The 26598-nt window shown below is 43.5% G+C and carries 23 protein-coding genes and 1 riboswitch; of the genes, 6 read left to right on the forward strand and 17 right to left on the reverse strand.

Features of this window, described 5'->3' with window-relative positions; all coding sequences use genetic code 11:
• The first annotated feature begins 29 nt into the window (after positions 1 to 29).
• Positions 30 to 929 carry a TIGR01777 family oxidoreductase gene (locus H580_RS0101175; RefSeq protein WP_342663175.1) on the forward strand — a complete coding sequence of 300 codons (900 nt, stop codon included), beginning with the start codon at positions 30 to 32 and terminating at the stop codon, positions 927 to 929.
• A gap of 208 nt (positions 930 to 1137) precedes the next feature.
• Here the strand turns inward: H580_RS0101175 and H580_RS0101180 are convergent, their stop codons facing one another.
• The 10 genes from H580_RS0101180 to H580_RS0101225 form a co-directional block, all read right to left on the reverse strand.
• Complete coding sequence (locus H580_RS0101180; protein WP_028593172.1) at positions 1138 to 2958, reverse strand: DUF6382 and FHA domain-containing protein; 1821 nt, start codon at positions 2956 to 2958, stop codon at positions 1138 to 1140.
• Between the two features lie 52 nt (positions 2959 to 3010).
• On the reverse strand, positions 3011 to 3523 hold the full coding sequence (locus tag H580_RS0101185) for an A24 family peptidase (protein ID WP_051217134.1): 513 nt from the start codon (positions 3521 to 3523) through the stop codon (positions 3011 to 3013).
• A gap of 17 nt (positions 3524 to 3540) precedes the next feature.
• Positions 3541 to 4581: a pilus assembly protein gene (locus H580_RS0101190; protein WP_157282623.1), complete on the reverse strand. Its 1041-nt coding sequence runs from the start codon at positions 4579 to 4581 to the stop codon at positions 3541 to 3543.
• Positions 4538 to 6823: a hypothetical protein gene (locus H580_RS0101195; protein WP_051217135.1), complete on the reverse strand. Its 2286-nt coding sequence runs from the start codon at positions 6821 to 6823 to the stop codon at positions 4538 to 4540. Before H580_RS0101195 ends, H580_RS0101190 begins: the two co-directional genes overlap by 44 nt.
• A 92-nt stretch (positions 6824 to 6915) precedes the next feature.
• Positions 6916 to 7596 (reverse strand): pilus assembly protein, encoded by a 681-nt coding sequence (locus tag H580_RS0101200; protein ID WP_028593176.1) that lies wholly within the window; start codon positions 7594 to 7596, stop codon positions 6916 to 6918.
• A 4-nt stretch (positions 7597 to 7600) separates the two neighbouring features.
• A complete protein-coding gene (locus tag H580_RS0101205) occupies positions 7601 to 7792 on the reverse strand; it encodes a Flp1 family type IVb pilin (RefSeq protein WP_028593177.1) in 192 nt (63 codons plus the stop codon).
• A 45-nt stretch (positions 7793 to 7837) separates the two neighbouring features.
• Positions 7838 to 8716: a type II secretion system F family protein gene (locus H580_RS0101210; protein WP_028593178.1), complete on the reverse strand. Its 879-nt coding sequence runs from the start codon at positions 8714 to 8716 to the stop codon at positions 7838 to 7840.
• Between the two features lie 33 nt (positions 8717 to 8749).
• Complete coding sequence (locus H580_RS0101215; protein ID WP_245583452.1) at positions 8750 to 9547, reverse strand: type II secretion system F family protein; 798 nt, start codon at positions 9545 to 9547, stop codon at positions 8750 to 8752.
• Positions 9528 to 10820, reverse strand: coding sequence for a TadA family conjugal transfer-associated ATPase (locus H580_RS0101220; protein WP_051217189.1), 1293 nt, complete (start codon positions 10818 to 10820; stop codon positions 9528 to 9530). The genes H580_RS0101215 and H580_RS0101220 overlap by 20 nt, the downstream gene beginning before the upstream one ends.
• A gap of 56 nt (positions 10821 to 10876) precedes the next feature.
• Positions 10877 to 12085, reverse strand: coding sequence for a P-loop NTPase family protein (locus H580_RS0101225; RefSeq protein WP_028593181.1), 1209 nt, complete (start codon positions 12083 to 12085; stop codon positions 10877 to 10879).
• Between the two features lie 287 nt (positions 12086 to 12372).
• Here H580_RS0101225 and H580_RS25695 point away from each other — a divergent pair, with 287 nt between their 5' ends.
• Entirely contained in the window at positions 12373 to 13221 is an 849-nt protein-coding gene (locus tag H580_RS25695; RefSeq protein ID WP_036604272.1) for a thermonuclease family protein, read from the forward strand.
• A gap of 161 nt (positions 13222 to 13382) precedes the next feature.
• Here the strand turns inward: H580_RS25695 and H580_RS0101235 are convergent, their stop codons facing one another.
• On the reverse strand, positions 13383 to 13925 hold the full coding sequence (locus H580_RS0101235; RefSeq protein WP_028593183.1) for a helix-turn-helix domain-containing protein: 543 nt from the start codon (positions 13923 to 13925) through the stop codon (positions 13383 to 13385).
• A 228-nt stretch (positions 13926 to 14153) separates the two neighbouring features.
• Between H580_RS0101235 and H580_RS0101240 the strand changes: the two genes are divergently transcribed.
• Positions 14154 to 14570, forward strand: a complete 417-nt coding sequence (locus H580_RS0101240) for a DoxX family protein (protein ID WP_028593184.1) — start codon at positions 14154 to 14156, stop codon at positions 14568 to 14570.
• Between the two features lie 90 nt (positions 14571 to 14660).
• Here the strand turns inward: H580_RS0101240 and H580_RS0101245 are convergent, their stop codons facing one another.
• Positions 14661 to 16574, reverse strand: coding sequence for an FtsX-like permease family protein (locus tag H580_RS0101245; protein ID WP_028593185.1), 1914 nt, complete (start codon positions 16572 to 16574; stop codon positions 14661 to 14663).
• Positions 16549 to 17325 (reverse strand): ABC transporter ATP-binding protein, encoded by a 777-nt coding sequence (locus H580_RS0101250; protein ID WP_036604274.1) that lies wholly within the window; start codon positions 17323 to 17325, stop codon positions 16549 to 16551. The genes H580_RS0101245 and H580_RS0101250 overlap by 26 nt, the downstream gene beginning before the upstream one ends.
• Positions 17326 to 17593: 268 nt before the next feature.
• Here H580_RS0101250 and H580_RS0101255 point away from each other — a divergent pair, with 268 nt between their 5' ends.
• Positions 17594 to 18811, forward strand: coding sequence for a NupC/NupG family nucleoside CNT transporter (locus tag H580_RS0101255; protein WP_028593187.1), 1218 nt, complete (start codon positions 17594 to 17596; stop codon positions 18809 to 18811).
• A gap of 77 nt (positions 18812 to 18888) precedes the next feature.
• On the opposite strand, the gene H580_RS22910 is transcribed toward H580_RS0101255, so the two are convergent.
• From H580_RS22910 to H580_RS0101275, 4 genes are all read right to left on the reverse strand, one after another.
• Positions 18889 to 21036: a methyl-accepting chemotaxis protein gene (locus tag H580_RS22910; RefSeq protein ID WP_051217136.1), complete on the reverse strand. Its 2148-nt coding sequence runs from the start codon at positions 21034 to 21036 to the stop codon at positions 18889 to 18891.
• Positions 21037 to 21233: 197 nt separating this feature from the next.
• Positions 21234 to 21527, reverse strand: coding sequence for a hypothetical protein (locus H580_RS0101265; RefSeq protein ID WP_036604276.1), 294 nt, complete (start codon positions 21525 to 21527; stop codon positions 21234 to 21236).
• Positions 21528 to 21928: 401 nt separating this feature from the next.
• Positions 21929 to 22726: an alpha/beta hydrolase family protein gene (locus tag H580_RS0101270; protein WP_028593189.1), complete on the reverse strand. Its 798-nt coding sequence runs from the start codon at positions 22724 to 22726 to the stop codon at positions 21929 to 21931.
• A 15-nt stretch (positions 22727 to 22741) separates the two neighbouring features.
• On the reverse strand, positions 22742 to 24022 hold the full coding sequence (locus H580_RS0101275; RefSeq protein ID WP_028593190.1) for an MFS transporter: 1281 nt from the start codon (positions 24020 to 24022) through the stop codon (positions 22742 to 22744).
• A 274-nt stretch (positions 24023 to 24296) separates the two neighbouring features.
• A riboswitch (purine riboswitch) is annotated at positions 24297 to 24397 on the forward strand.
• 225 nt (positions 24398 to 24622) lie between these two features.
• Between H580_RS0101275 and H580_RS0101280 the strand changes: the two genes are divergently transcribed.
• On the forward strand, positions 24623 to 25198 hold the full coding sequence (locus H580_RS0101280) for a xanthine phosphoribosyltransferase (RefSeq protein ID WP_028593191.1): 576 nt from the start codon (positions 24623 to 24625) through the stop codon (positions 25196 to 25198).
• A 45-nt stretch (positions 25199 to 25243) separates the two neighbouring features.
• Positions 25244 to 26587, forward strand: coding sequence for a nucleobase:cation symporter-2 family protein (locus H580_RS0101285; RefSeq protein ID WP_028593192.1), 1344 nt, complete (start codon positions 25244 to 25246; stop codon positions 26585 to 26587).
• The last annotated feature ends 11 nt before the right edge of the window (positions 26588 to 26598 follow it).

The following is a 26598-nucleotide window of genomic DNA, read 5'->3' on the forward strand; positions in this document are numbered from 1 at the left end:
AATCGTTAGGGAGTTGGTTTCAATTGAAAATGTTACTTAGCGGCGGTACAGGTCTAATTGGAACAAAGTTAGCTGAAAAATGGCTGCACGAAGGGCATGAAGTCATCATACTAACCCGCTCTGTACCAGCAGTTGACCACTCGTCTCGTACACGCCAATCGATGTATCTCACATGGTCTCAGCTAGCTCAAATGCCAGCCATTGTAGAAGATGTAGACGTTGTTGTGAATTTAGCAGGCGAGACCATTAATCAACGTTGGAATGATCAAGCAAAAGAAAGAATACGCAAGTCTCGTCTAGAGCCTACAAGAAAAATAGCGGAATGGGCTTCTAAACGTAATGGAGTGCTGCCCTTACTAATTTCTGCTTCTGGCTCTTCCGTATATGGTAGCTCTGATAGGGATACATTCGATGAGCAGTCACCTCCAGCAGGACAGGATTTCTTATCCGATGTTGTCCGACAATGGGAAGCAGCAGCCGATCAAGTACCCGCACAACGCACAGTAAAACTTCGCATCGCTCCTGTACTTTCCTCTGAAGGAGGAGCCTTTCAGAAAATATTGCTACCCTATCGACTAGGATTCGGTGGCCGGATAGGCAGCGGCCAACAGCCATTCTCTTGGATCCATATCGATGATATCGTTCGCTTGATCGACTTTATTGTCAATGACAAAACATTAAGTGGCGTAGTGAATGCCAGTGCTCCAGAATCCATAACCAATGATGAATTCGGACGTAAGATTAGCAGCATCTATGAAAAGCCTCATTGGCTTCCTGTGCCTGCTACCGCTTTGAAACTATTACTCGGTGAAATGTCCATTCTAGTCTTGGAAGGACAACATGTATTCCCAGCGAAGGCATTGCAGCACGGATACCAGTTCCGATACCCATCTGTAGAACAAGCGCTGCTTGCCTTGAAAGAAAGGTAGGATGGCCTCACCCACGTTAGACTTCATCCAATTTTGAAGACCATTTGACATAACAAAGAAGCCCTGCATGACCATTGCGCTAACATGCAGGGCTTCAAACAATTATTAAAGAAACATACTCTCGTTTGAGCTGAGATTCATCCATATCCCAAACACCTATTCTATGTACTGATAGGAATCGGCTGTGCTATTATCATAAAGCTTACCCTCAGCGTATGTGCGATGCTCTAGACGCACGCGATTTTTTCATACTCACCCGATATACATAATCAATGATTCGAATATGGTCTCCTTCGTGGAGCGGATACTTTTTATATGGAATCAGCATATCATTTTGCAGCTCAGTGCCATTTTTTGAACCTAAATCTTGAATAACATACTGACCGTCATGCCTATTCAACTCACAGTGCATCTTGGAAATACCCATCAAGGACAATGCATGATGTACCCCTTGAGCTCCCCTTCCAATTATGAATGGCCACTCCGTAATCGGAATCGCTTCTTCCACCGTTCTCTCGTCAGAAGCAAGACGTTCAAGTGAAAAAATAATCGGAGCATTTGCTTCCAAATCCCCCACAGAGGAATCAAGCAGGGTAGTTGCATCAAATTGACCTCCGCTCATCAAGGTCGTATGTTCTGACATATCATCATAATGAGATTCAAGCGATACCCGCTCTGGCGATCGAAACGGTGGCCTAACAAATGATGGTGTAGAGTTAATATTTGTTTTTTGAGGATTGGCTGTGGTCGTTGGGGGAGACAACAAAGTTGAAGGCAGCTCTACCGATGCGAAATCAGGCAGCATACCTGTTGCAGGAGCAACAGACCACTTTTTCTGAGTGCTCTTAGCTTTATCACGTTTGCTGCCATTTCGGAACCAGACCACCATCCCTAAGAACCAACCTTTCCACCATGCAAATCCCATAAAGAGAGCTACTGCTGTAGCTGTGGAACTCAAAAGCATGCCAATGGAATCACGACTCTCCATGTAACCGAATTTCCACCCCAGTACAGATATTATAACTGCAATAGCCACCCCGATAATTGGCGACTGTGATTGTAGTGGTTGAAGCTCACCGCTGTCTTCTTCGGCATCAGGCTCCGGCCATGCAAGTTGATTCCGATATTGTAATTCAGCAGAATCTAAATGGGCAGAAAAATTAGTATTAGTTTCATTCATTGCACGTGTAGTAGTCATTCGATTAGCATTCATTTGATCTGACATCGAGGGACGAGCCTCTGCTGTATGTTGCGAATAGGAGTGAGCTATTCCGCTCATTGAAGACTTAGATTTAACGGGTGGAATAGAGTTGTAACTTTCATTGCTGGTATTGCTGGTATGTGGATTCCTAGATAAATCCCCCATAGCATTTATTTCACTAAATGACGTACGACCAGTTGTAACCCCCGAAGAAACATCAGTACTGCTGTTCCATGTACTCACACCAGCCAATGGTTTAGCGATAGCCGTTTGGACGAATTGACGTACTTGAGTTATGGAGTAACTGCCGTCGTGCAGCATACGAACCATCTGTTGAAAAGTATCCCCTTTCCAACTTGATACACTGCCTGATAGTTGGATAGCAAGACGACACATACTCTCCATCATACTGTTCTCGTGCAATGCCGCTTGTATCGGTATATAAGGCACGTACAGAACTCCTTGCGCAATCCCCCCTTCAATGAATATAAATTGTTCATGAAGCAGCAATTGATTAGGGTGCAGCATATATGAGCGACAATCTTCTACCATTCGCATCAATTGTAGTAACCACTCATACAGCTGCATTTCTGTTAACTTTTCACTACGAAATAGCTGCTGAAGCATTTTTTTACCGCTAATATCGAAATAAAGTTCAACATTAAAATCGATTTCTCGCACATCAAGGGTAAGCATCTGTGGAATAGGATGCCGCTGCATCATCTTTATAGCATGCATGTCCAATTCGTCTGATCGTATCGCTGGGTCACGAACAACTTTCATCATTACTTTACCATCATGAACAAAATCCGCCTTATACCCGTACACAGTGGAACTCCTTTCTCGCTCTCAACTTGCTCCTTAATCCAAGCAGCTACTGTTACACAGCATACAAAGAAAATGAATAAACCGATACAGCTGCCGGAGCGACCGCGATCATAAATGGAAATGTAGCTGGCTGACGAATGACATCCTTAATCGGTTCTAATGACTGTAATCCGATGAACAGCAGCAAGGATCGCAGCAACCTTTTGCCTAATGTGCGATATTGATATAGGAGAATCGCTAGCGCAATTAACCCGCCGTATATGATTGAGAGCATAAAGGTATCCCAGATGAATCCCCCTCCCATCCATGCGCCCAGCGCAGCAAAAAACTTCACGTCGCCTGCCCCAACTGTCCGCATCACATATAATAGGAATAAAGGAATAAAGCCAATCATAATGCCTTTAAACACAAATAGTAATCCGTCAATTCCAGTCATTATGGAGTGGAATAGTAAGGCTCCAACAACAGCAGTTACTGTGAGATAATTCGGTATAATTCGCTTTCGCACATCTGTTACACAAGCAAAAACTACTAATAGAGCCCCTATCATATCAGCACCATTCAAATGCCCAGCACCTCACTTCATTTTTTCTCGACGTCGAACATCATCGTGCTCGAGCGACCATCAGCCGTCCGTACTTCCAGCTTCCAAGTACCTGGCTGTGTATTCCCTGATATATGCCAAGTCCAACTAATATTGCCGTTGGCATCAGCTTCAGCCCAGCCAACATGCTTCGCCTCGCTTTTCCCACTTTTCCAATAGACAACAAGCTCTACCCGTTCATTTGGCTCAACTTTAGCATCTAAACTTGCTTTGCCTCCTGGGCGAAGCGGCTGAGGAGATAACGTTCCTAATTGAGGCGGCGGCTTATCTTTGGATGATCCCGCTTGTCCGTTTTTCGAATTTGGAGGAGGACCATCCCCAATCCATACTCGCTCAGAAGCTCGTGCAGTTAACGTCACTTTTTCCATCGTGAAAGGTACCCTCATTGGCAGATCATATTCGATTTGCAGCGAAATAAAGGGAGACTGCTTTCCTTTGAGGTCAGGAAGCTTCAAATGCGTTACTCGTATTCGGTCAGCTACTAATACATGTTGAATACCGTATCTCGCCAAGAGCGGTTGAAACATAGCTTGACCAGCAGGCGCTTGTAATTGTTCGCCAAGGGAATGAACCTGATTACCTACCCAGTCCTTGCCAGAGCTCACCCAACTGGATACAGGCTCTGGCAGTGATACTCCAAATGTATTTACAAATTCAGTGATGAGAAGCTGAGCATTAGCAATTGGAGGTTTAGACATGACTCTCCCGATTGGCCCCGTCTCCCACACAGGAGGAAGCGCTTCCGCTGCTAATGCTACCGGATACATATGTGTCGCTACCTGCTTTACACTATTCGTTGCTGCGGATTGCAAAGCGGTAGATATAACAGCGGCCTGTATCATATAAATAAAGAACAGAAATAACAGCAATACCATAGGTAGCAGCAGTGCCGCTTCAACAATAATGCTACCATTCTCATCAGCGCGAGATAATAGACGTCGTTTTGGGTAAAGGGACCGTTCCTGTAGTCGATGTTTAATAAGAAAATACAGATGTTTTACTGCTCTCGTACTTTCCATTAACAACCTGTCCTCCTAACATCCCACTGTGCCCCAGAAGCTTCATCAGCCCTGGCAAAAACCATAATTTCATCTTCGTCCTTAATTGAGTCTCTGCATAAGTTCCGCTTGTTGTAGGATCTGTACCTGTGTTGTAGTGAATGAGCCCCAACATACGCAGCATCATATCCTCTCGATCTCCATGTGCCATCATAAAGATCCGTAAATGATCCGCATAAGTAAGCTTTATATTCGGTGTATACTTAGATAGTGGGATTTGGTTTACTGTCACTAGTAATTGCATGTCTAATATAGCTTGTGTAATCCCATACAGGATAGCTGCGGCAGTAATGAGCAGTGGATGAACAAGATGTCTATTCTCCACGAACCCCTCCATCGTTCGAATAGCTAATCGAGCAGCAAATATTTCACCATAGGCAGCTGCAATATTACTAAAATGATGATCTAATCCATATAGGATGTATTCCAACTCTTGATTGTGAACGCCTAGTGATTCGACAATGCTATTCGGTATGTTCACTACTGAAGTCATAATCGATTGCAGCTTGGTAGGATCATAAGAAGTAAAATACAAAAACGCATATTCATTGCGATACATTCGATCTCTACTACTTGCTAAAGTATCACCCATGCCGTTAAACAGCGTGGTCATAAAACTCATAGATTCTGAACTTGCCTTACTAGCATCCTTGCTAGGTTTAGAAATTCCAGCTTGCTTCATTTCCTCAGACGCATTAAATTGTCGGATGGCTTCAACTTTCTTTCTAACATCTGTAAAGCCTTCTTTGTTCGCTTCCATCTGGTTACCCAAGTTAGTGAAACTGGATAATAAAGCGGCTGCCTCCATCATCTTCTGATCCGCCGCTTTTTTGGTACGTGCGATTTCACTGTCCTTCGCTTTAAGTTCTGCCAACTCTGCTGCACGCTTATCAACCAAATTAGACAGGGCTACGTAGTTTTTATCATATTGCTTCCATTGCTGTGCCATATTAAACACGGATTGAGCTAAAGCAAGCTTCGTACCTGCCCCACCTAATGATTGCCCAACTAAAGAAGAGAAGCCTTTAATGCGGTCATCCAAATTACTAACCAGTGTCTTTTGTTGAGTCAGTTCACGTTCATATTCAATAAAGAATTGATCTCTCATTACAAGTTGGTCGGCAGACTGTCTTATTTGATTAAGCACATCTGCCTGTGAGGCAGTACTTCCTGGCTGAGTAGGAACATTTGCACCTCCAACTTGACTATAGCCTGGAGGAGGTGCATTAAGGCGTGCTTGAAGTACAATTGTACTCATCTGACTATTAATCGTTCTTGCTTCCTCCAGATTCGTAATAGAGCGATTAACAAAGTTCTGATGCCTATTTTTCATGTACTCTGACATTTGCTTTAGTTCAAGCGTTATAGAATGGGCACCACTCTCATATTCTTTTATTTCACTTTGGTGCTGTTTATCCTTATCTTTCGCAGCAGCTTGATCAGATGCATACTTAGTAGCATAATCGTTATACTGCATCGCAATATCTGCAGCTGTATTGATGGTTCCGATTGGATTACTAGCTATATGCTGAGGGTTATAGAACACTTGAATCCCATCAATAATCTTTGTATCTAACTGCGCATCCGAAAAAGCAATACGGGCGGTTTTTTGATCTTTAATCACTTCATCCAACAAATGATTTCGTTTGGTGTACATCTTCTCTAGCTTCTGCATTAAATCCATGGCTTGCGAAGCCTCACCCATAGCATTCGCCATCGGCTTCATTCTCCCGAATATTTCATATCCAAGCTGAACTGGAGCTTTATATTTCATATCCTCCATAATTTGATGCTCAAACTCTTCTAATCGCCCCAGAGGACGAGTTACTCCCGTGGAATGACTGTCCGCCTCGAGCTGGACCCATGAAAATGAACTCTGAGATTGCTGTGGTACATGTTGACGAAGAACTTCCTCCACGATTAACGCAGGTTCAGTCTCACCGTACGCAAACAACCCATAGCGTTGCTGCAAAGCAGGATCAAAAGCCGACATAACCGAGCGAGCTGCCGATTGAGCAATTACTTCCGAACGCCATTCCATTGCAGCAATACGTGCATAGTCTATAAATACCGTCATGACCATAAATACGACCATAACGATAAATATTAAAAAAATAGACACCGCTCCCTTCTGTCGCTTCCAGAACCGTCTTCCCCATATGCTAAGTTTGCGCATTCGTTTCGCTACATTAGTACCGTTCATCAACACTGCCCCCTACTCATTCCGTTCAACAAATAGAACCCCGATCAATAATTAAGAACGCCTTCACATTTGAAATTATGTATAGTTCCCTTCTACGGTGCAGCAGCTCTTTGTACCATAGAACCTGCCTCTCTTGGTGTTGCCCCAAGCGTTCCACTCATTTCTGTAAGTTTGACATGCATATATCTAACAAATTGCACTGTACGGATAAACTCGGCAGGTTCAACAACCGCTGTCACTGCCATCCCATCAACCTCAATACTTTTTCCTGACAAACGTTTTAGTATGTTATCTTTAACTGGCTCTTGCAAATAAGTTGTTACTGTACGTTCTAATAAGCTATTTCCATATTCCATGCTTCCTTTGTAACCATTAGGAATATGTCCAGCGCTTAGTCCTAGCTTCTTCTCAGGCAAGCTACCAGAAGATCCTGTACTCGGAAGTACTATGGAGAAGGCGCTATCAGCGCCGCCTCCTTGAAATACTCGGTCTATTAACTTGTCGTCAAGTGCCCGCCAATACAATTTATCGTAGGTGTGCTGTGGGAACGCACCTGTTAGCGGATGTTTGTTACTATTACTCCATATAACTCCCGCACGTTCCGAACTGAGAACGGCACCATGTGCAGTAATAGCTTTGAGGTAAATCATGATGCCTAGAAATAGCATAATTAGCGTGCATACTAGTATGATAGGAAACACAATCGAAGCCTCTATCATAATAGCTGCCCCATCTTCACGAGATAGCCAACGCCATTTTCTAAATACCCTCATCTCATCATTTCCCCATTAAATCAGTTGTCTTGCTTTGAGCTCCTGTAATAATGCTCGAAATAAAACTAGAAATTTGATTTCTAAAAATCAATGCCAAGAAAACAACCACTGCAATAATAACGACTAGCTCCACCATTCCCAAACCGTCTTCTTCTTTCCAAAAACGTTTCCATTGGAATTTCATTGCTTGCAACATATAAATCTCTCCTTTTCATCTTCAAATGATATGACATACACTCAACTAACCCATCATCATAAGTGCAGGTCCGCCGACAACCGCTAACACGACAAGAAACATCAGCATCATCGGAAATATAAGCTTCGTTGATGCTTCTTCTCCCCTTTTGCGTGCAACTGCCTTACGCTTGTCCCACAACTGCCTACCCAAATCCTCCATCGCCAATACGAACGATGCTCCGCCTCGCTTCTGATTCATCAAAATCGTCGTCGTAAACATAGCAGCCTCTTGAACCGCGCAGCGCTTGGAAAATTGCTCTAGTGCCTGTGCAAACGAATAACCGTTCTGCACATCTTTCAACATACGATTCAGTTCCATATACAACGGATGATTCAAGTGCTCCCCTTTACGCTGTACACATATAGCAAGCGCCTTTTGGACTGTTTCTCCTGCTTGAACGAGCAAGCTTAATTTGCTTAGAAGCTCAGGTAGCTCCATCTGTATGTCTTGTTGTTTCTGTACAGACTTGTTCATAAGCTCCTTTGACTTCACCAACGGAAGAATTAGCGCCAGCATCCATGCACCCACGAAATTAATGGCACTACCATCAGTTACTGCTGGCAACAGCAGCGCTGCCATAGTGCCAATGTATACGATTAGCATTGCCTCACCTACGAAGAGACGATATCGAACATAAAAAGCTTGCGGACCGTGCAATTGAAAAATAGCCTGTCTAAGAGAGACGAATATCAGATGCGTATCCAAAATCCGTTGAAACTTGCCTGTCAAATGCAAAGCGAATGGTAGCCACATCACGAGCTTATACGAAGGATCTACTTGACTAATAATTTCATAATGATTCCCTCTTGCTTGCATGTGACCGGCAATAAAAATGACCAGCATCATAGCAAATGCTGCGAACCATAGCCATTGTCCCAACATATACAATCACCGCCTAATTCGGTAACGAACGAGTTATACTCGAATGTTCATCATTTTCTTTAAAAGCCTTATTCCTACAAAGAGCAAAACTAATGAGATCGTTGCAAGAATTCTCCCACCACCTTCATATAAAGGGGCCATAAAATCTGGTGAACTAAAGTTAATAAATCCAATAAAGAAAAAGGGTGCCACCATCATCGCCTTCATTTCCAGCCGCTTCTGGGCTATTAGCACCTCGATTTCTTGTACAATATCCATCTTCTCGCTTATAACGGTAGATGTTCTTCGTACAACTTCAACAAGATCACCGCCTAATCGTTTACAAGTCACGATAACATCAACAAAATTCGAGATATCATCTTGATTAGCACGTTGACTAAAGTCCATCATGGCCTTTTCCATAGGCACCCCGTTTTCCATTCTGGCTCGTATAATGCGAAGTTCCCGCATCATATCAACTTCGACACCAGGATACAGCATCTTTAAATCATGTGATGCTTCTTTAAGAGCATTTTCAATCGATCTTCCCGCAGACAATGACGAAGATATAGAATGAAGTGCCTGCTTAAACTGGAGTGTCAATTGTGCCCGACGGCGCTCAATCAGACCACGACCTCGAATTTGCGGATAATATAAGCCAAGAGCACCAAAAATAATGACCCCTATGAAATGCTGATAAAATAAATAACCTACAAATGACATACAGCTTATACCTATCACTAGTCCAAAAGCATATTCTCCAACGGATTGTTGATATACCGTGTAATCTGGCAAGCCCTGTTCCTTGGATTTGTTCATAGAAAAACGTTTGTTAGGTTCGCTTTGCATCATCCCCCTCCTCATTAGGGCAACGTAGTCCGGCCATTTGCAGCTTCCAGCGTTCTTGCAATGAACCTTTGCATGTTAATTTGCCATGCACAACCCCATCTACTTCGCCTTCCTCATCAAATGTGTACAGCGGAAAGAGCACAATCTCACCTCCTTCCATACCAATAACCTCCGCGATCTCCAGCACTTTGCGAGATCCATCTCGAATGCGGGCTAGATGGACGATAATATCAAGAGCGGACGCAATTTGCTGTCGTATAACTGGCAAAGGAAGGTTCGCCCCACTCAGCACCATCGTTTCCAAGCGGCTCATCATGTCGCGCGCACTGTTCGCATGGCCAGTCGATAAGCTCCCATCATGCCCAGTATTCATAGCCTGCAACATATCAAGGGCTTCAGCACCACGGACCTCTCCGACCACAACTCGATTGGGTCGCATCCGAAGTGATGCTCGAATTAAATCTCGCATCGGAATGGCACCTTTGCCCTCGGTATTGGCATTTCGCGTCTCCAAGCCAACCAGATTCGGCACCGTTATAATTTGCAACTCTGCAGCATCTTCGATGGTAACAACTCGTTCACTAGAGGGAATATATTGCGACAATGCATTTAAAAATGTCGTCTTGCCCGAACCCGTTCCTCCGCTAATGAAAATGTTATACTTCGCCTGAATGAGTGTCTTCAAGAGCTCTGACGCTTCTGCTGTAACAGCACCTCTCCGTACTAAATCATCCATCGTCATAGGCTGTGTAGGAAATTTACGAATCGTGACAGTTGGGCCTTTGAGAGCTATCGGTGGAAGCACAACATGCACCCGCGAACCGTCCGATAGCCTTGCGTCTACAATCGGTGAAGATTCATTTACGACACGATTCACTTGAGATACGATTGCTTGAATAATGTCTTCAAGTTTTTCTCGGTTCTCAAACTCCATCTCTAACTGTTCCATTCTTCCATCCCGCTCAATAAATATTTCCTGATGACCGTTAATCATAATTTCTGTAACTGAGGGGTCATCCACCAACGGTTGCAACGCATCTAGACCCCGGAAGCTATGAAAAACACGCATCACAATCGAATGCATTTCTTGAGAAGTCAGTCGCTTCATTTCTGGAAGTGTAAATAGAACCTGCTCGATTCGAACCTGTAATTGTTCATCTTCGAGTTCCTCATCCCATTCCATCTGCTCTCTAACCCGTTCACGAACGATAGCATATAAATGCTCTGTATCACGATGCTCTTCAGTTTGTTCATATCCCACTTGTATATGATCCATCTCTGCTGCCTCATGGTGCTCATCACGCTTAGACCGAAAAGGAAAGGAGAGACGACTCATATAGCACTCTTCCATTCGCGCCTGGAGAGCCAAGGCAGATGGGTTTGAATCAATTCTTCCAATGCAGCTTGATACACAGCAGAACTGAACCACTGTTCATGGCGATGAAGCTGTTTCCACTGCGGAATGTAAGGCAAATAGCAGTCAACCGAAAGGTCATTTCGTTGCCAACGATTAAGCATCACACCCATATAACGATTAACGACGATCTTTCCCTTCATGAGCAATTGCTCATAACAAGAAGGAGCTTCCGATTGCCAGTCATTAAAGCAGCGTTCCATCTTGTTCATCTGCACCATATCATCCACAACAACCCAGAGCAGTTGATCACTAATCTGTATAGCTGCTTTATTACGAGTTATATTCGCATCTACATCCAACACAATAACATCGTATCGCTTCGAACGCTTGAGCCAATCAATGACCTGCGCAATACGCTCACCTGTCAATGCATCCCATTCAGCCTGTGGAATATTAGCTTCAAATGTATCCGCCCTCAGAATGGGAATTGAAACGGTATAGATGGACGGATCCAAGTCTGATGTACGCATACGCTGCAAACAGTAAAGCAGTTGGGAAAAACCATTAGTAGGAAAAGAAATAGAGCTCTTGTCTGAGGAGAGAGTGAACAAATCCCATTCCGCATGGGCTGATAAGCTCCAATAAAACACTTTCTTGCCAAGTTCCGCTGCATAATGAGCAATCTGAAACGCTAATGTCGTCTTACCAATTCCTCCACCGCTAGAGCAGACCGTCACAACTTTACAAGTACCGCCCGACGCATTACGCTGCCCTTGATTGCTATCCTCGCCGTCGCTACTATACTGGGCACCACCTTCATATACCGCCGAACCTTGACGCATCCCTTGCTCAAAGAGCTTATCAAGCGGTTGATAAGGCGTCGCTGTCGAAACTCCCTCACGTTGTATCGATACAGGATCATCCGTCAAAACGAATATATTTAGCTTGGATAAAATGTGCGTAGTTTCTTCATCAGCTTCCAGTCGATGAAGCCAATCGACATCAACAACAAACAATCTGCACTCTGGCTGAAGCTTCACATACTGCCAGAGCGTCTCCCATTGAGAAAATACGCGCAACTGCAATACTTCACTATATTGACTATGCTTCCAATAATCTATTAGCCGTTCTATCAATTGCTTGTCTGGAAGTGCTACAACCCAATCTTGCTTCAATCGACGCATCGCATCCCCCGCCTCTCCTTATAACTAGTCAAATAATTCCGCTCAACTTTGCCACGTAATTTATCAATAGACACTAAAGAACGCAAAAAAACCGCCACAAAGTATCGCATAAGCAATACCTCGTGACGGTTCTTCCGTTCACCATTTGAAGTTGAGCTAACTATATCATATATGGCTAATATTAACAAGGTTTTTTATGTAAATAATCATTACTCTGCTCATCACCATAATTGTTGCATTCCTTCTCTCCGATCGGCATACTAGTACGAGAAGGAGCGATTCTCATCATGATTAAACAACCAAACAAGGATTTAACTGTAGCATCCAATCCCTACATAACCCAATTAAGCAATCGAAAGTACCTTGCACTTAGATTGGTCATGCATGTATGTACTATACTTATCCTGCAGGGATGCAGCACAAATGCTGGCACAGCATCCGATGATGCATTCCACAAAAGCATTGTTGCCCAGTATCCTAAACTGAGTGACCAACCGTTTACAAAAACAAAAGTGAAACGTATCGTGGATGGCGACACATTCATCACGAGCGAAGGGGATAAAGTAAGACTTATCGGAGTCAACACGCCTGAGACCCATGGTAAAGTACAGTATTACGGTCAAGAGGCCAAGGAGTATACGGATAATCAATTAACAGGTAGCACCGTCTACATGTTCCAAGATGCTGGAAATACAGACAAGTACGGCAGGCTGCTTCGCTACATTTTTATTGAAAATGATAACCAGATGTTTAATGAACGGCTTATTCGTGAAGGTTATGCCAACACAATGACGATACCGCCTAATGTACTCTACTCCAAAACATTTACAGCATTAGAACGCGAGGCAAGAAACAACAATCGAGGTCTATGGCAGTCATCTAAGTCCAAGTCATCATCTGAGCAACGATCTAAGAGCAAAGAAACCCATTCATTGACAAACAATGAAACAAAGGATACAAATAGCTCAACTCAAGGAAATTGTCAGACTCCAACGATAAAAGGAAATATTAATAAAAACAAAAATAAAATTTATCACCTTCCTGATGGACGCTACTACGAGCAAACAAAGGCCGAAATGATGTTCTGCACGGTGAAAGACGCTGAAGCAGCAGGCTTCCGCGCTTCAGCAAATTAGCCTCAGAACAATCGCAGTAACAAAATAGTGGCTAACTCAAACCTATAAACCCAAATATTTCACCTTACAAAAAAAAGACCTTCCTTTTCTAGCAGTGTGCATCGTTACTTGCCACTTCACTCATACGCTAGAACGGAAGGTCTCCTTATATTCCTCAACTATTATTGAATATCTTCAAAACTAATATCTTTATATACAGAAATTAGAACAAGTGCCGATTCATCTCCCGTGTTCGTCACTTTATGTGGAACACTCGCATTCCAACTGAATGAATCTCCAGCCTCCAACACTTCCATATCCTCTGCCTGCTCAGCAACGATTTTACCTTTCAAGACAAAATGACATTCTTCTCCCGCATGCATATTCGTTCCAGTAGTAGCACCTGGCGGCATTTCACAAATCATCATTCGCAATCCGCCCTTTGCAGAGAGATGTTCTACTTTTAAGTTGTCGCTGCCTGCTGTCGTCTGCTGACGCTCATCTTTGCGGACTACATGCATACGCTGTTCATTTTTCAGCAGCAAATAAGGGAGCGGCACATTCAAAAAGGTTGCAATGCTCTCTAAAGTTGCAATGGAGGGAGATGTTTTATTATTTTCCACATTACTAATAAATCCTTTCGACAATCCCGTGCCTTCGCATAGCTGAGAGATCGTAATCTTTCGCTGTTTACGTATAGCCCGGATCGAAGCGCCAATATCCACTTGAGTCTCCCCTTTTGTTCACTTCTAAAGATAATAGTTTCATTATACTAAAAAAATAATTGACTCATCAAATTAGTTTTGATATGATTTGTTCACATTAGTGAATTATTATTTTTATTACAAAACAAAAGAGGTATACAAATGGTTTGTGCCTATTTTTCTGCACAGAAGTTTTGCAATAGCGAAATTATATTCACAATAATATAAAATTGAGAGGACTGCAAAAAAATGAATACAACAGTAAGAATGAATGTAATCGCAACCGTTATGCGCGTCATATTAGGAATTATTTTTACGATGCACGGTCTTGATAAACTTCAAATGGGGCTCGGCAATACAGCTGGTTGGTTCGAGAGTATTGGCTTACCTAGCACACTTGCATACGTCGTCGCGCTTATCGAATTACTCGGTGGTATTGCCATAATTGTCGGGCTATTGACGCGATTCGTATCTATTGGCTACGCTGCAATTATGATCGGTGCTATTGTTACAGTCAAGCTGCCTGGAAGCTTGATTGGGCCGAATGGATATGAGCTAGATTTGGCATTGCTTGCTTTGGCGATTTACTTTATTTTTGCAGAACATATCGGTTACGGTGTAGATCAATGGTTGTTCCGCAAGAAGTCGAATCAAGAGCAAGTGTAATTAAAGCGTAAAAAGGTCGAGTGCAAGAGCAGTCAAGCAATCATGCCATGCTCCTCGACTCGACCTTTATTCCATTCCCTTTTAACTCTTTTATCGAACTGCCTCTCGTAAATGAATCATATAGCGCCAGCGAATGACGAAGAAATAAACAATCTGTGCAAAGGCAAAACCCGCCAACACTTTAACCGTTTGGCTAACAATAGATAGATTAATAATGCTTTGCAGCGCTGTAAACGCAAATGCACTATGAATGACGGCTACGATAATCGGAATAAAGAACAGCAGCAGCAGTTGGGTTGTTGCTATTTTACTAAGCTCCCGATCGGTTAAACCAATTTTCCCAATAGCCTTGTATCTTTCCTTGTCCTGCTCCAAGTCTGTATATAGTCGAAAATATAGGAAACTGCCTGACGCAATAAAGAATACCGCACCAACAAGCAGTGCCGAGAACATCATAATGCTGAACATTTGCCGCTGGACGGCAACAGATGCCGCTAACGAGCTGATTTCAAATGATATTTCTCCATTTCCAGTCCCCATCGTCTTTACAGCTTGGTCATAGTCTTGCATAATCCCTGTACCAACTCCAATTGTCTGCTCCCAATCTACCGTTTTGTATCCGTAAATAACTCCCTTTTTCCCATGTTTGGACAATGCTTTGTACATCTCATCCGACACAATAAGCGCTTCCCCTATTAACCCTTGATTCGTGATAGGACCTTCAACTTTGTCCATAGTAGTTAGCTTAATCGAGCTGTCAGCTATACGCACAGTCTCCGCTTCGAAAGGAAGCTTGAAATGTATTGTGTCCTTCAAGAAAGGAATCAGCAGCGCTTGTTCACCAGTTACCGCCACATTTGGACGCTGCAAGTCAGCCGCAGCTTTGTTGTACATCGATTGTGCAAACACCGTCCATTGGGATCTGCTTTGTTCCGTCTTCACCGTTACATATTCATAGGCGATCTTGCTATACTCGACTCCTTTCAACTTCAGCAGAGATTCAACTTCAGTAAGATGAGCCTGCTCCATCTGATTGCCCTTCTTACTCACATAATTCAAGTCGTAAACATGTGACTGCACCAGCTCATCTTCCATAACTGCGAACGATGCCAACGTTCCAACTGCACAGAAGGCAACGGTGGAAACAATGCAGACCATAAAGAACATACGTGCATTGTCCTTCATTCGATAGGCTAGATCAGAAATCGTCAGCATATTTGTTTTGCGTAGAAACAACCGATCGTTGCGCTTCAGCAGATGGACTAGGAACACACTTAACTGCGTGAATAAGAAATAAGAACCTATAATTGTCATCAATACTATAGGAATCATGAGATAGCCGATGGTTGTCGCCTTTGCGGTATAGGACAACACATATGAAGCAACAAGCAGCAGCGCCGCAAATAACGATAGTAATAGAGATGCCCTCGGCTCTGGTTTAGGTTTCGTTGTCCCTTGGAGCAGCTGCTGAACTTTACTTTTGCTCACCATCAATTGAGTTAAAGATGATATTACAAAGAACAGCACAACAAATGAACCCGCTGTCAGGGCCAACGCCGATATTGAAATATGATAAGGCAGTTCTATGCCTATCGCATTTCCGCCGATCACAAAGCCGACTTTAGCAAGCAGCAAACCTGAACTGATACCTGTCACAATCGCACCGAATCCGATAATCATATTTTCTAAGAAAATAAGTCGATTCAGTTGATGCGGTGACATGCCGTGTATCATCAATACGCCAAATTCATGCTGTCTCGTCTTTAAAAACGCCCCTACGGAATAAAGGATAAAGAAAAACGAAAACACGTATACAATCCATTTCGCTATCCCCATCGCCAAAATAGGCAGCATATGAGAAATGCCGTCTTTCAGCGCAGGATGGGAAGCAATGACAGAATAAATGAAGAAAATCATGACCGAAAAAGAACTGCTTAGAAAATAAGCAGCATACGTCCGTTTGTTGCGAAACACATTATTAAACGCGAACTGTCGAAAATTCACGCTCGTCACCTCCAAGCGACGCTAGCTCATCCATAATGTGTTGGAAAAATACATTCCGGTTGCCGCCCCCCGAAATCTCATTATAGAATCCTCCGTCTTTCATAAAGACAACCCGATCACAGTAACTCGCTGCATAGGCATCATGGGTTACCATCACCATTGTCGTACCATCCGTCTTGTTAATATTCTCTAATGTCTCCATCACATCGCGTGAAGCTTTAGAATCCAAGTTGCCTGTCGGCTCGTCTGCCAACAACAGCCTCGGACGATGAATCATCGCGCGAGCAATCGCTGTGCGCTGCATTTGTCCACCTGATATTTCATAAGTTCGCTTGTCTAAAATGGAGGCAATTCCTAGTCTTTCAGCCAGCGCTTGAACATCCTGCTTCATTTTACGAATATTTACGCCTTCAAGCGTTAGCGGAAGCATTATATTTTCTCGAACCGTTAACGTATGAAGCAAGTTAAAATGCTGGAACACAAAACCGAGCTCCCGACGCCGAAATACGGCCAGCTTATCTTTTTTAAGCTGGTGCGGATTTATTCCGTGTATAAGTACCTCCCCGCTAGTAGGTGAATCAATCGTGGAAATAATATTGAGGAAGGTCGTTTTCCCTGAACCAGAGGGGCCCATAATCGCTACAAATTCTCCCTCTTGTATCGTTACATTGATGTTGCGGAGCACCTGCGTAGATACTCTACCCTCATACGTTTTTTCTACATGTTTAACGGTTAACAGATCAGATGCCATTCCTATTTCAACCCCTACCTATAATGTTGGAATTGCTGCGCGTTTCAACCTCGTTGCAATCAGCATACGAAATTTGGTAACTTATTGCCGTTGATTTTCCTTTCAAATTCCTTACACTTTTGTCACGTTACTCACGATGCATAAGCAAACCAACTTCCCCAAATACTAGTCGAGACCAATCAAAGCTCAACGGAGCATATGAAAGTCCTATTAAGCATCACATTAGGGCTATAAACGATAACGCTTATTGGCAGAAAGGTTGTCCGGCATGAACATATGGGGATTAATTGGAATAGCAGGGCTATTACTTATCGGTTTTTTGTGCTCAGAAAATCGCAGTCGAATTCATTGGCGTCCAGTTCTGATCGCACTTGCGATTCAAATGCTATTCGGATTCATTGTATTGAGATGGACAGCTGGGCGAAACGCTCTGAAAGCTGTATCCAACGGTGTTTCGCAAGTCATTTCATACGCCAATGAAGGGATTGCCTTCGTATTCGGCAGTGCGATACCTCCAGCGGGGCAAGGCTTCATCTTTGCATTCCAAGTATTGACGATCGTCATCTTCTTCTCTTCACTTATTGCGGTGCTTTACTACTTAGGCATCATGCAATGGATCATTCGCATTATCGGTGGGGGCTTAAGCAAAGCGCTTGGGACGAGTAAGCCTGAGTCATTATCCGCCACAGCCAATATTTTCGTAGGGATGGTCGAAGCGCCATTGCTTGTGAAACCCTATTTAAGTACAATGACACGCTCTGAGTTGTTTACTGTTATGACTGGCGGAATGGCTTCTGTATCTGGCTCCGTATTGGCGGGCTACGCTTTGATGGGGGTACCTTTAGAGTATCTGATCGCAGCCAGCTTTATGTCAGCCCCAGCCGGTATTTTAGTATCAAAGCTGCTCATTCCTGAAACAGAGACTTATCATCATCACGAAAGCAAAGAGGAAAGTGTGAATGAAAAAACAGCCAACGTTATCGATGCAGCTGCTGCTGGAGCCGTTGACGGACTTCAAATCGCATTAGCTGTCGGCGCGACCCTAATTGCCTTTATTGGGTTAATTGCGCTATTAAATGGCTTGCTTAGTGGAATCGGAGGTTGGTTCGGTTTCCCGAATCTTACACTGCATAGTATATTGGGATGGATTTTCTCACCTATCGCCTACTTAATTGGTATTCCATGGTCAGAAGCTCCTATAGCAGGAAGCTTAATCGGGCAAAAAGTGGTCGTTAACGAGTTCGTTGCATTTTCTGAGCTCGGGAAAGTGATCGATCAAATCTCTGCTCGCACGTTGATGATTACGAGCTTCGCCTTATGCGGATTCGCCAACTTAAGCTCCATCGCGATCCAAATCAGTGGACTCTCCTCGATGGCACCTGACCGTCGAACACAAATAACGAAGCTGGGGATGAAAGCCGTGCTTGGCGGAACATTGGCCAACTTGATTAGTGCTGCAATTGCCGGACTGTTCTTCGCAGGTTAATTCATCAAATTAAACAGAAAGCAGCCCAGACCTCCTGTGTGGATGATCCGGGCTGCTTACTTATTTTCACAACTATACTAGGAAGAACTAGCCTGTTCCTGCTCTTCCTCTTCTTGATACTGGAATTGTGACAGAGATTGCTGCAGCTCATTGGATACCGATTCAAGCTGGTTCGACAAGCCGATAAGCTGCTTAGATACATTAAGCTGCTCCTGACTAAGCGATGCCACTTCTTCAGACGTAGCAGAAGACTCTTCGGATACAGCACTTACGTTACTCATTGCATCGACGATTATACTTTGTACCCGATGAAGTTCTTCGACAGATTGGCCAACTTCATCTAAATGTACATTCATATCCGTCATGCGTTGACCCACTTGCTTGAAGATTTCATCCGTTTCCTGAACCGCTTCCTTCTGCAACTGGAACGTCGGAAATGCTTCATGCAGCGTCTCAACGGTATCCTTCATTTCTTGTTCAATCCGCTGTGTAATATCTGCAACCATGTTAATAGATTGTCTGGATTGATCCGCCAAGTTATGAATTTCATCTGCTACAACTCTAAATCCTCGGCCCGCTGCACCTGCGCGAGCTGCTTCAATCGTTGCATTCAAGGACAATATATTCGTTTGCTTCGTCATATCTTGAAGCACCTTCAGCACATTCCGAATCGATGCCGTACTGTTACTTAACTCATTGACTCGATTCGTCAACAAACGGATTGTATCTTCTACCGCGTCAGTACGTTCCTTAAGTGAGGACATATAAGACGCGCCAAGTCGACTCGATTGCTGCACAAGGCTTGCAGATTGCTCCATCTTTTCATTCGCATGAACGACGAGCTGTGTTTGAGATGCCATCTGCTGGGTCAAATCATGCCCACGCTCTGCTTCAGAGGCTAGACTAAGCGCCCCTTTCGCAATTTCCTCCGTAGCCAATGCAATCTCCTCAGCGGCAACTCCCGTGCTCTTGGATGCATTCGTCAACTGCTGAGCCGTGTCTAATACATGACGAGCGCTGCTGTCCGTATGCTTCATGAGCTGTGTAATCTGTTCCATCATCTGATTGAATCCACCAGATAGCTCACCGATCTCGTCTTTGGAATTCACAGTTGCACGAACGGTAAGCTTGCCGTCTGCTGCTCGACTCATCAAGTTGCGCAGTGCAACAAGTGGTGATGCAATCATACGTGTAGCAACGTAACCAATGACCATCGCAAATATAGCAGCTACGATTATACTGACAAAGGTGACGATAAGAATAACTCCAGCATCTTCAACCAACACTTCCACTGGAATCGTTCCAACAGCTGTCCATTTATTTTCCTTCGACTCATGATATACCTTCAATAAATCTGTATTGTCACTTGAATGAACATGCTCTGTTCCCGACCACATTCCTTGTTCTTTATCTGCTGGTACAAGCCATTCTGGAGCAGGCTTTGTTACCATTGCCGCATCAGGATGATAAATAAATTGACCATTGCGATTCACTAGCGATACGCTGGTGCCTTCCCCCATATTGATCGTATTAAACATTTCAGCAAGCGATCGCATATGTATTTCAACGACAACAACAAACTTCTGCTTCTTAGAAAATAAATCCGTCATTAAACGAGAAACAACAATTGTCGGCTCATGAGATTTATTTACACCGGTTAGCAGCGTGTCTGACCATACGGCTCGCCCCTGATTTTTTACGACCTGCTGCATCCAAGATGAGTTTTTGACCTCATCTGACAGCTGCACTGTCGTTTCCGTAGAGAAAGCTTTCTCATTCGTACCAACTGGAATCAGGTAAATATCCTCAAGTGCATTTTGCCCCGCTGTATAGCCTTGCAATACTTCGCGAATGTTGTTCATGGCTTGAACTTGATCATAGGAATGTTCTGGAGCCGACAAATATTTCTTAATCCAATCCGTCAAGTTAGGATCAACCATAATCTGCATGCTCATTTTGGAATACGAATTGAGAACGACGTCCATTTTTTCTACTGCTTGCGTAATCGTCTGGTAGCTTGTTTCAGACACTTTTTGCTCGATAGCCTGTCTAGAAACATAATACGATACAATGCCGACTGCACTTACGAATACCATAATACTGATGACAAACATGAGAAATAGCCTAGTTCCTACAGATCTTGAGGGACGGTATTTCGCATAAGAGGCAAGCGGCCTAAGCTTAATGCCCTGCATCTTCCGTCGCAGCATGGAAACGATTTTCATAGTGTTACATCTCCCTTAACTATGTATAGGTGCCTATCCAACTATGTCGTTATCGATATCTGCAATGATTCTCTTGTACTATATATCGGTTTTTCTGAGCATGAAATGTATGTATTTAAGCATTATATTCGCAAACGAGATCGCCAACCTTGTCCATCCTTCCAACTGGACAAGGTATTCACCGTATGTCTTTTGTACTAGGAGTGCGCGGCTAATTCACGATCAAACGCCTCTACCATATTTACTTCTGCAACTTCTACCTCGCGGTAAAATTGAAAGTCAGGATGTTCTTCGACTAACTTGATACGTGCCTCCTCACCAACCTGCTGTGCAGTCATAGGCTCATCAGAACCAATGACGATTTGGTCAACACGTTCGATCTCTTTATGATCAAAATCAGTAACACGAGTCGTCACATCAGCAATGTGTAAGTATCGACCAGGATGGTAACCTACGTGTTTGAATTCTTTTTTTATAGCAGTGTATTCCATAATCTCTGCCACTCCTTTTCCATTTCTGTATTTCATCTATTTCTTTATACAACATCCTCTGCTTAATATCTATGATTTATACGATTATTGTAGATGCATACCTATCAAGTTAGTCGTATAAGCGACATTTTCATACCTAGAAACACATTTTCCATTAAAAAAATCAACAAAAAAGCGCATTTGCTCCTCAACAAATGCGCTTTCGCCGCCGTGTGTTCCTTCATTCGATATCGGGGGATATGAACGTATTAACACACATTTGAGTAGGTCACCTGTCCTGCCGGAAATAAGACGGTGCTGAATGGAAATGTAATCGCATTCAGTAACCCTATCTATATTTTGCCCTAACATTTACCTGCTCTAAAAGTGGACAAATTAAAGTTTCAATGGACGAATTATAGCTAATTTACATCTGACTGTAAGAAATGGATGAGCTCATCCAAAAGTTGTGCAGCATGCTCGGAATGGCTAAATACATGATCAGCCCCATCCAACCACACAAGACGTGATCCAATTAATTGGTTGTGCAGCCTATGAGATACATAGGGTGGTACTACACTATCATTCGTGCCATGAACAATCAATGCAGGTGTATGAATTTGTGCAGAAGCATCATGTATACGAAGTGCAGCACCATCATCAAAGAAGCCTTGACAAATCTGCTGTCCATATAATTCCACCCATCCATGCTGCAGCAGGTGATGCAATTTTTCTCCTTGCAAATCTCTTGCCAATATATCTTGGAAACCAACCGCCGGACATAGCAGCATCAACCGATCCAACTCATCACCAAGCTGTTCGGCTGCCAACAACGAAACGACTCCACCGAGACTAAACCCGAGCAAACTAACCCGCTTCGGATTAATTCCTTCCATTACCTGAACGGCATCCCATACTGCCAGCATGTCCTCCACTTCCGTAGAAACGGTCATGTCTACGAACTCACCATCGCTTTCTCCACTACCAGCAAAATCGAATCGGATGGTTGCATAGCCGCACTTGGCCAATGCATCACTCAAGCGCTTAAACATGAAGTTAGCTTCCGCTTTATGTCCAGTGAATCCATGACCGAATATAATCGCAGGTAGCGAATGATCTGTGATCGGCATGGTAACGATACCTCTTAATGTCACATGCTCACGGCGCCATTCTAACGTATACTTGCGAATCGAATATCCAACAGGATTACTTTCATTCATCGTTTATCACTCTCCTTATCTCGTGTTAACTTCAAGTCGTTCAGCCCATAGAAAAATGCCAATGGAGATAATAAGCAGCCATCCACCTGTAACAAACAAGCCTTGCAAACCATAATGATGATACAAATACGCACCAATAATACTTCCGGTTACCGCAGCACCAATACTCATAATCATTTGCAGCACTGCTTGACCACTTGCACGAAACTTATCCGGTATCGTATCCATCATATATTCCGCTACATATATAAAGAAGAAAGCAATCGCTATCCCTTGTACTGCTTGCAGCAGCATAACTACAACTAAAGAATCGGTCCAAGCTAAAATAAAGGAGCGAACAGAGAAAATAACGGCTGAAATCGCAAGCATCGGCAGCGGACGCAACTGATGCCTACTACGCCCCAGATAAAGAAAAATAACTACTTCAACAGCCGCTGGCAGCATCCAGCCTAGACCAATATGAAAAGAAGTACCATTTAGTTCACGGACAAGAAACCCAAAATATTGATCATTGAATGAAAATGTCATCTGATAAACGATCATGGCAGCAATAAAGAACATAAATCTTGGTGTCATCACATAAGGAGCAAGGTCACGGATTCGTACTTCTTGTTTTGCAGCACCTTTTCTAGTCTCCTGCTCCTTCTCCAACGATTTCACTTGTTCGCTATGTACATATTGTGGAGATCGAGGATCTCGAATCAAGCAAAGCGTCAGCCACGTACATCCTATTAAGCCAATAACAATCCATCCCATCGTTGACTCACCGGGAAGCAAGTCCAATATCCAACCAATGATTCCAGCTGCAACAGCGAATCCCGCTGCCCCGAAGCCCCGTATTGTTGCAAACGTCTGATTCAAACGCCTCGCCGAGAGCATCACCATACTATCAGTCAAAGAAGATACTGGCGCCCATAAAAATTGAAACAACAGGACAAGCCCCATCATCAGCCACAACGATGAAACGTGAAAAATAAAATAAATGACCACCATCAGCAATAGCATAATCGTCATTAAAATGGATTTAATTCGCGAGCGCTTATCGCTGATTAGACCAAACAAGAAACTCCCCATCATGCCTACGATAGGAAGCAGGGCATTTTGCAAACCATACATGGCATCCGTATAACCCGAATCCCGATAATACAAAGGAAAAAATGATTGAATCGCGGCGGCTGGCGTATAAACCATAAACATGTAAACACACAAATAGCGAAACTGTAAGGTACGGAAACGCTCAGCCCGATTCACATGCGATTGCACTGCTTTTGAACGCTGTGTGGACATTTCAACCATAGTTAAGCTCCTCTCCTAAACTCCTATCTCCATGTCATTTTTCTGTCGTTATTTTCTATCTCTATCATTGCCTGATCAATATACGCTCTTATTTAGCACAGCCTAGCATTACTACTGTATCATATTTCTTCCATTTAGAAAGTTTTGAGACTGGACAATTATTCCTGTATATATACTCTTTCCTCATTTCCTCGTTTGCAGTATACTTTTTAATAATTAAATTAACAGGATGGATGATACGTTCCTGTTTACACTCGCATTCCACGAAAACCCGAACAATAACAATATAAACTCACGTATATGTGCAGGAATTGGCCTGCATGTCTCTACCTGGTCACCGTAAATGATCGGACTACGGGGTTACACTTTCATGGTATATGCACTGCATATGCCTAAGTACAACGATGAACTTCATACAGAGTAATGATGCCGATAACTGCACTCATAAGTAGTACGGTTATATTACAATCATTCCATTACTCCATTGTTCATCTGTATACTCACTTGAAAGTTCCCGCAGCCCGATAGACCGGCATATACGTGCCAACGCTATCGGGCTTTTTGCTATTGATACGTCCACAACGAGGAGGATAACGCAGCATGAATCTGTTAAAAGAAAAAATTATATCCGAAGGCATCGTACTGAGCGATACGGTGCTCAAAGTCGATTCCTTTTTAAATCATCAAATGGACCCGCATTTGATGAAAGCGATGGGCGAAGAGTTTGCTCGCCGCTTTGCTGAAGACAAGATTACGAAAGTATTGACCATTGAATCTTCAGGAATTGCACCTGCTCTAATGACGGCTTTGACCTTACATGTTCCACTTGTATTTGCTCGCAAACAAAAGTCGCTTACGTTGCGCGATGATTTAATCGTGGAGAGGGTGCATTCCTTTACTAAACAAGTGACGAATGATGTTACGGTATCGCGTAAGTACTTGTCCCCTGATGACATCGTCTTAATTATTGATGATTTTCTTGCGGTGGGTGAAGCTGCTCAAGGTTTAGCGCGCATTACAGAGCAAGTAGGCGCTAAAGTGGCAGGAATCGGAATTGTTATTGAGAAGTCGTTCCAGACTGGACGACAAACTTTAATAGAATCTGGCTATCGGGTAGAATCACTAGCACGCATCGCATCTTTACACGACGGCAGTGTCCAATTCATGGAAGAATAGAACTCGTTTTTTAATTTGCAGAGCGATAAAGGAGAATGGTTCCACATGTCTACAGAAGATCGAGTATTTGCCCGTCACCGCCATCCCGCTAAAACCATTTCTCTTGGTATCCAGCATGTGTTAGCCATGTATGCAGGTGCAGTCATCGTCCCCCTCATTGTTGGTGGAGCTTTAGGATTTACATTGGAACAATTGACGTATCTCGTCGCCATTGACTTGCTTATGTGCGGTGTTGCTACTTTACTGCAAGTATGGAAGTTTGGCTGGTTCGGCATCGGACTTCCCGTTGTTCTCGGCTGCGCCTTCCAAGCCGTTATGCCCATGATTGCAATCGGTAAAGAATTCGGGGTTAGTTATATTTACGGCGCAATTATTGTATCTGGACTATTTATCATGTTATTTAGCGGCGTTTTCGGCAAGCTGATCCGTTTCTTTCCTCCTATCGTTACAGGATCGGTTGTTACGATTATCGGCGTCACGCTTATACCAGTCGCATTCAACGATCTAGCTGGTGGGATTGGTTCTCCTGATTTCGGAAGCGGGGAAAATTTAATACTCGGGTTCGGCGTGCTTTTGTTCATCATTCTGATGAATAAGCTATCGACTGGATTTCTCCGTGCAGTGTCCATTTTGATCGGGCTTGTAGCAGGTACGATAGCTGCTATCTTTATGGGCAAAGTCAGCTTTGCAGAAGTACAGGATGCAAGTTGGTTCCATATGGTGAAGCCATTCTACTTCGGTATGCCAGAGTTCAATACTACCGCTATTATTACAATGATCATTGTCGCCATTGTCAGTGTCGCTGAATCCACAGGTGTTTTTCTTGCACTTGGTAAAATAACAGACCGTGAACTGACTAGCAAAGACTTGGCACGAGGCTATCGTGCAGAAGGTTTAGCCATTATGCTTGGCGGTATATTCAATGCCTTTCCTTACACGACCTACTCGCAAAATGTCGGCCTGCTGCAAATGAGCCGCGTAAAAACGCGTGACGTAATCGTCGTTGCTGGAATATTCCTTATCCTGCTCGGCTTTGTACCAAAGATCGCTGCGATTACGACCTTAATTCCGAAGTCCGTCCTAGGCGGCGCTATGGTTGCCATGTTCGGCATGGTCGTCTCCTCTGGATTACGCATGCTTGGTTCTCAAGTTGACTTGAATCGTCACGAGAACTTGCTTATTATCGCCTGTTCCGTCGGCATGGGGCTTGGTGTTACAACGGTTCCAACCATGTTCGCTCAACTGCCTGAGATGGTGCAAATTCTGACTGGCAACGGAATTGTGGCAGGTACATTTACAGCCATCGTGCTTAATCTTGTCTTTAACGGATTTAAAGGAAGTACACAAGACACTGCTGAGCCATCTAACAGCAGCACACAAGCTGCCTAAAACAAAGAAAC

Origin of the sequence: Paenibacillus assamensis DSM 18201, from assembly GCF_000422445.1 — a bacterium.
Lineage (GTDB): Bacteria > Bacillota > Bacilli > Paenibacillales > Paenibacillaceae > Paenibacillus_B > Paenibacillus_B assamensis.

Coding starts and splice junctions, on each gene's coding strand:
- H580_RS0101175 (WP_342663175.1), top strand. CDS start 30: ATGTTACTTAGCGGCGGTACAGGTCTAATTGGAACAAAGTTAGCTGAA.
- H580_RS0101190 (WP_157282623.1), bottom strand. CDS start 4,581: ATGGAAAGTACGAGAGCAGTAAAACATCTGTATTTTCTTATTAAACAT.
- H580_RS0101195 (WP_051217135.1), bottom strand. CDS start 6,823: ATGAACGGTACTAATGTAGCGAAACGAATGCGCAAACTTAGCATATGG.
- H580_RS0101200 (WP_028593176.1), bottom strand. CDS start 7,596: ATGAGGGTATTTAGAAAATGGCGTTGGCTATCTCGTGAAGATGGGGCA.
- H580_RS0101205 (WP_028593177.1), bottom strand. CDS start 7,792: ATGTTGCAAGCAATGAAATTCCAATGGAAACGTTTTTGGAAAGAAGAA.
- H580_RS0101210 (WP_028593178.1), bottom strand. CDS start 8,716: ATGTTGGGACAATGGCTATGGTTCGCAGCATTTGCTATGATGCTGGTC.
- H580_RS0101215 (WP_245583452.1), bottom strand. CDS start 9,547: ATGATGCAAAGCGAACCTAACAAACGTTTTTCTATGAACAAATCCAAG.
- H580_RS0101220 (WP_051217189.1), bottom strand. CDS start 10,820: ATGGATCATATACAAGTGGGATATGAACAAACTGAAGAGCATCGTGAT.
- H580_RS0101225 (WP_028593181.1), bottom strand. CDS start 12,085: ATGCGTCGATTGAAGCAAGATTGGGTTGTAGCACTTCCAGACAAGCAA.
- H580_RS25695 (WP_036604272.1), top strand. CDS start 12,373: ATGATTAAACAACCAAACAAGGATTTAACTGTAGCATCCAATCCCTAC.
- H580_RS0101240 (WP_028593184.1), top strand. CDS start 14,154: ATGAATACAACAGTAAGAATGAATGTAATCGCAACCGTTATGCGCGTC.
- H580_RS0101250 (WP_036604274.1), bottom strand. CDS start 17,325: ATGGCATCTGATCTGTTAACCGTTAAACATGTAGAAAAAACGTATGAG.
- H580_RS0101255 (WP_028593187.1), top strand. CDS start 17,594: ATGAACATATGGGGATTAATTGGAATAGCAGGGCTATTACTTATCGGT.
- H580_RS22910 (WP_051217136.1), bottom strand. CDS start 21,036: ATGAAAATCGTTTCCATGCTGCGACGGAAGATGCAGGGCATTAAGCTT.
- H580_RS0101265 (WP_036604276.1), bottom strand. CDS start 21,527: ATGGAATACACTGCTATAAAAAAAGAATTCAAACACGTAGGTTACCAT.
- H580_RS0101270 (WP_028593189.1), bottom strand. CDS start 22,726: ATGAATGAAAGTAATCCTGTTGGATATTCGATTCGCAAGTATACGTTA.
- H580_RS0101275 (WP_028593190.1), bottom strand. CDS start 24,022: ATGGTTGAAATGTCCACACAGCGTTCAAAAGCAGTGCAATCGCATGTG.
- H580_RS0101280 (WP_028593191.1), top strand. CDS start 24,623: ATGAATCTGTTAAAAGAAAAAATTATATCCGAAGGCATCGTACTGAGC.
- H580_RS0101285 (WP_028593192.1), top strand. CDS start 25,244: ATGTCTACAGAAGATCGAGTATTTGCCCGTCACCGCCATCCCGCTAAA.